We start from the raw sequence: 4,321 nt of genomic DNA, 5'->3' as shown, positions 1-4,321 counted from the left end.
CCGGCTCAAGAACGAGCCACAGGAAGAGTTAAATGAAAGAGAGGGGCAGCGCCTTTCCGCTGCATAACCAGCAGGTTTCCAACTTAAACTCAGGCCCTTTTTGTCTATAGGACGGGGTCCACTAAAAACCTCTACAAAGAGAGTGAAAAAACCGGTGGCGAAAAACCGATTGATCTTATCAAATCAACTCGGCCGATTCTTATTGTGGACGAACCGCAAAGCGTTGACGGAGGTCTCTCCGGTGCAGGAAAGAGTGCGCTCGATGCCATGAACCCACTCTGCACCCTGCGTTACTCCGCTACACATGTGGACAAGCACCACATGGTTTATCGTCTCGATGCGGTTGACGCGCATGACAAAGGACTGGTCAAGCAGATCGAGGTAGCTGCCGCTACGGTGGAAGATGCCTTTAACAAGCCGTATGTTCGACTTCTGAAGGTCGAAAACAAGCGTGGCAGGATTTCCGCAGTTGTTGAGCTTGATAAGCTGAAGGCGTCCGGCGTCAAGCGGCAAGAGATCAACGTGCAGGATGGAGATAATCTCGAAATGCTTACCGGCCGGGCAGTTTATGCCAATTGTTCTATCGGCGAGATCCGTGTCGAAAAGGGTAATGAGTATATGGAGTTGCGGGTTCCAGGAAGTGAACAGTTCCTGAAACCCGGCCAAGCATACGGTGATGTCGATGCCCTCGCCGTCCAGCGTCAGATGATTCGTCGCACCATCAGGGAGCACCTCGATAAGGAGCTACGTCTTCGCCCGCAGGGGATTAAGGTGCTTTCACTCTTTTTTATTGAGGAGGTCGCCAAATACCGATCCTATGATGCTGATGGCCATGCTGTGAAGGGCGATTATGCCCGCATTTTTGAGGAGGAATACAGCCGTGCAGCGAAGCTTCCCGATTACCAGACGCTGTTCAGCGAAGTTGACCTTTCTCATTCAGCCGAAGAGGTGCATAACGGATATTTCTCGATAGATAAAAAGGGTGGATGGACCAATACCGAGGAGAACAATCAAGGAAATCGGGAAAGTGCTGAACGGGCCTATAACCTGATCATGAAGGAGAAAGAGAAGCTTCTCTCTTTTGACACACCGCTTAAATTCATCTTTTCGCATTCCGCCCTGAAGGAGGGATGGGATAATCCTAATGTCTTCCAGATTTGCGCTTTGCGTGAAATGGGTTCTGAGCGTGAACGCCGCCAGACAATTGGCCGTGGCCTCCGGCTCTGTGTGAATCAGCAAGGTCAGCGCCTGCGTGGCTTTGAAGTCAATACCCTGACGGTCATAGCAACTGAGAGTTATGAGCAGTTTGCCGAAAACCTGCAGAAAGAGATTGAGGAAGAGACCGGTATCCAGTTCGGGATTGTCGAAGATCACCAGTTCGCCGCTATTTCTGTTACCGACGCAGAAGGAGAACTGCGCCCATTGGGATTTGAGCAATCCAAGGTGTTGTGGGAGCATTTGAAAGAGCAACGCTATATAGACAGCAAGGGCAAGGTTCAGGATTCGCTGAAGAGTGCCCTTAAAACAGGGACTCTTGTGTTGCCGGAGTCTTTTGCTGGCGAACTTGAACAGATTACCGCTGTATTGAAAAAACTGGCCGGACGCCTGGAAATAAAAAATGCTGATGAGCGCCGTCAGGTACGTACCCGACAGGCAGTATTGCATAGCCCGGAGTTCCGAGAACTATGGAATAGAATCAAGCATAAGACGACCTATCGGGTGGAGTTCGACAATGAGCATTTGGTAGAAAGTTGCATAAAGGCTTTACAGAATGCCCCAGCCATTTCTAAGACACGTATGCAGTGGCATAAAGCCGAGATTGTCATTGGTAAATCGGGTGTTGAGGCAACCGAACGGAGCGGAGCTGCAACCGTTGTCCTCGATGAGAGCGATATTGAGTTGCCTGATCTTCTTACGGATCTGCAAGATCGTACTCAGCTAACCCGCCGTACCATTCATCGCATTCTTACAGGTAGCGAGCGGCTCAGCGACTTCAAGCGTAACCCTCAGCAGTTCATCGAGCTTGCCGCCGAAGCTATCAATAAATGCAAGCGCCTCGCAGTCGTGGATGGTATCAGGTATCACCGGCTTGGAGACGAGCACTATTACGCACAGGAGCTTTTTGATCGGAAAGAGCTGACCGGATACCTGAAGAACTTAATCCCGGTTGAAAAATCGGTCTATGAGCAGGTGGTATTTGATTCGGATGTGGAAGCAAGATTTGCGGATCAGTTGGAGAAGAATCTTGCCATAAAGGTGTATGCAAAGCTACCTGGATGGTTTGAGGTTCCTACGCCGCTTGGTCGTTACAATCCAGATTGGGCGGTTCTCGTGGAACAGGATGGAGAGGAACGAATCTATTTTGTTGTCGAGACCAAGAGTAGTCTTTTTACCGAGGACTTAGGCGATAAGGAAAGCGCGAAGATAGAGTGCGGTAAGGCACATTTTAAGGCGCTCAGTATCGGCGAGAGTCCTGCGCGCTATGTCGTGGGCCGATCCTTGGATGATTTACTGAATAGGGCGTAATGCTGATATGGTGGCTCTATTTAGCGACATTTATAATCGTTTTACATGTAGTGGGATAATCCCGCAATTGGAGAAATACTTTATGTTAATACTTGTCAAATGCCATCCATACATTTTTCAAGTGTAGTAATACTTGAGTCTTTAGCAAAAAATAAAACAGGTCGTCAGCTATATGAAGATCTGCGGCCGATTACCATTCAGGCGGATCGAGATATTGATATCAAATATTTTGAAGTAGATTCGAAAGAAGCACTCCTGACTCAACTTCACTCTATAGAACAAGATGCTAATAAGGATGATTGGCCAATCCTTCATATCGAATGTCATGGATTAGATGATACCACAGGAATTTCTCTTGCTAACGGCGATTCTCTGAGCTGGGCAGAGTTAAAACCATACTTAACAGCTATTAACATCGCAACTCAATGCAATTTACTCGTTGTAATGGCCGCCTGCTACGGCGGTCATATGGTTCAAATAATCCAGCCCGTTGAAAGGGCGCCGTGCTTGGCAATGCTGAGTCCTACAAAGGAGATCTATTTTGATGAAATATTAAAGCCTCTCACAACATTCTATAGAGAGCTTTTCAATTCTCTCGACCTGAATGCGGCGTTAATAAAATTGTATTCTTACCCAATTGTTAACGGCGGATACTACTTCCAAACTGCGGATGATTTTTTTAAATCAATATATGTTGGCTACATCAAAGGCTGTGCTGACCAAAAAGGATTTAAAATAAAGGATCGGGCAAAAAACATATACCTAGAGTTAAAAAGATCAGCAAATCCTTCACCAGTCGGCATCGGCGCAATAAAAAAAATGCTAAAGCAAACGCAACCGGTTTTTTTTAAGTCGTATTATGAAAGATTTTTCATGATTGATATTTATCCAAGCAACAAATCACGGTTCGATATTACATATGACAAAATACTCGAAGAAGCGAAGGCGCCTTTGAGTTGAGACATAGGAAATCGAATGAATCACCCGACTGCTCCAAGGTCACTCGAAGCATGCAGGGATGGCGCCGGGGGATGTGGGGTACCACAATGAGAATGCGAAAGGGGTCCCCTAAGAACCCAGCATGCAACTTTCGCTGCACTGGGCTCAAGCCTCGGCAATGAGACCCTGTTCAGGTACCCGGAAACACTTTGGGGTTGATTTCATTAACCGTTCTTTTCGGGCTTCAAAGTAGGGCTTCCACACTGGATCGTGAGGATTGGCTCCCATTCTGATTTTAACGTGCTGTCTTATTGGGGTATCTCCTTCGAGAAAGAGCCTCAACATCTTCCTTTTGTTAGAGTTTACCGTTGCAACGAACATCCAGTCTCGGGATTTTCGGGTAGTAAAGTATCGAGCTTTTACCCATCGAGCGCCCTTGTTTGGATGTCGTCGTTTAGCCCATTGCCACAACAGGAACCAGACCTGTGAGTCAATACTGAACATTTTTAGCACACCATCATTTAAAATCAGGTGTTAAATGGCACTCTTGAATGACATTTTAAAGTGGTCTGAATCTTTACCTTCTTGGCAACGAGATGCATGTCGGCGGCTGCTTCAGAAAGTAACCGGTTTGGAACCAGATGATTATTCTGAGCTCTATAAACTCCTCAAAAAGGAGAACGGTATAGAAACTGGGGCGACAATTGTTGCTGTGCCGCTGGCAAACGATTTAGTGGACCCCGTCCTATAGACAAAAAGGGCCTGAGTTTAAGTTGGAAACCTGCTGGTTATGCAGCGGAAAGGCGCTGCCCCTCTCTTTCATTTAACTCTTCCTGTGGCTCGTTCTTGAGCCGGT

At 47.0% G+C, this 4,321-nt stretch carries 1 protein-coding gene and 1 pseudogene; both read left to right on the top strand.

Going from position 1 to position 4,321, the window contains the following annotated elements; all coding sequences use genetic code 11:
- Window positions 1-126: 126 nt before the first annotated feature.
- Window positions 127-2,526 (top strand): annotated as a pseudogene (locus E0L29_RS11310) (restriction endonuclease subunit R); the annotation flags it as partial.
- A gap of 99 nt (window positions 2,527-2,625) precedes the next feature.
- Window positions 2,626-3,486 (top strand): hypothetical protein, encoded by an 861-nt coding sequence (locus tag E0L29_RS11305; protein WP_131359171.1) that lies wholly within the window; start codon window positions 2,626-2,628, stop codon window positions 3,484-3,486.
- Window positions 3,487-4,321 lie beyond the last annotated feature (835 nt).

This window comes from Chlorobium sp. N1 (genome assembly GCF_004332115.1).
Taxonomy (GTDB): Bacteria; Bacteroidota; Chlorobiia; order Chlorobiales; family Chlorobiaceae; genus Chlorobium.
This window is presented reverse-complemented; position numbering and strand designations above follow the sequence as displayed.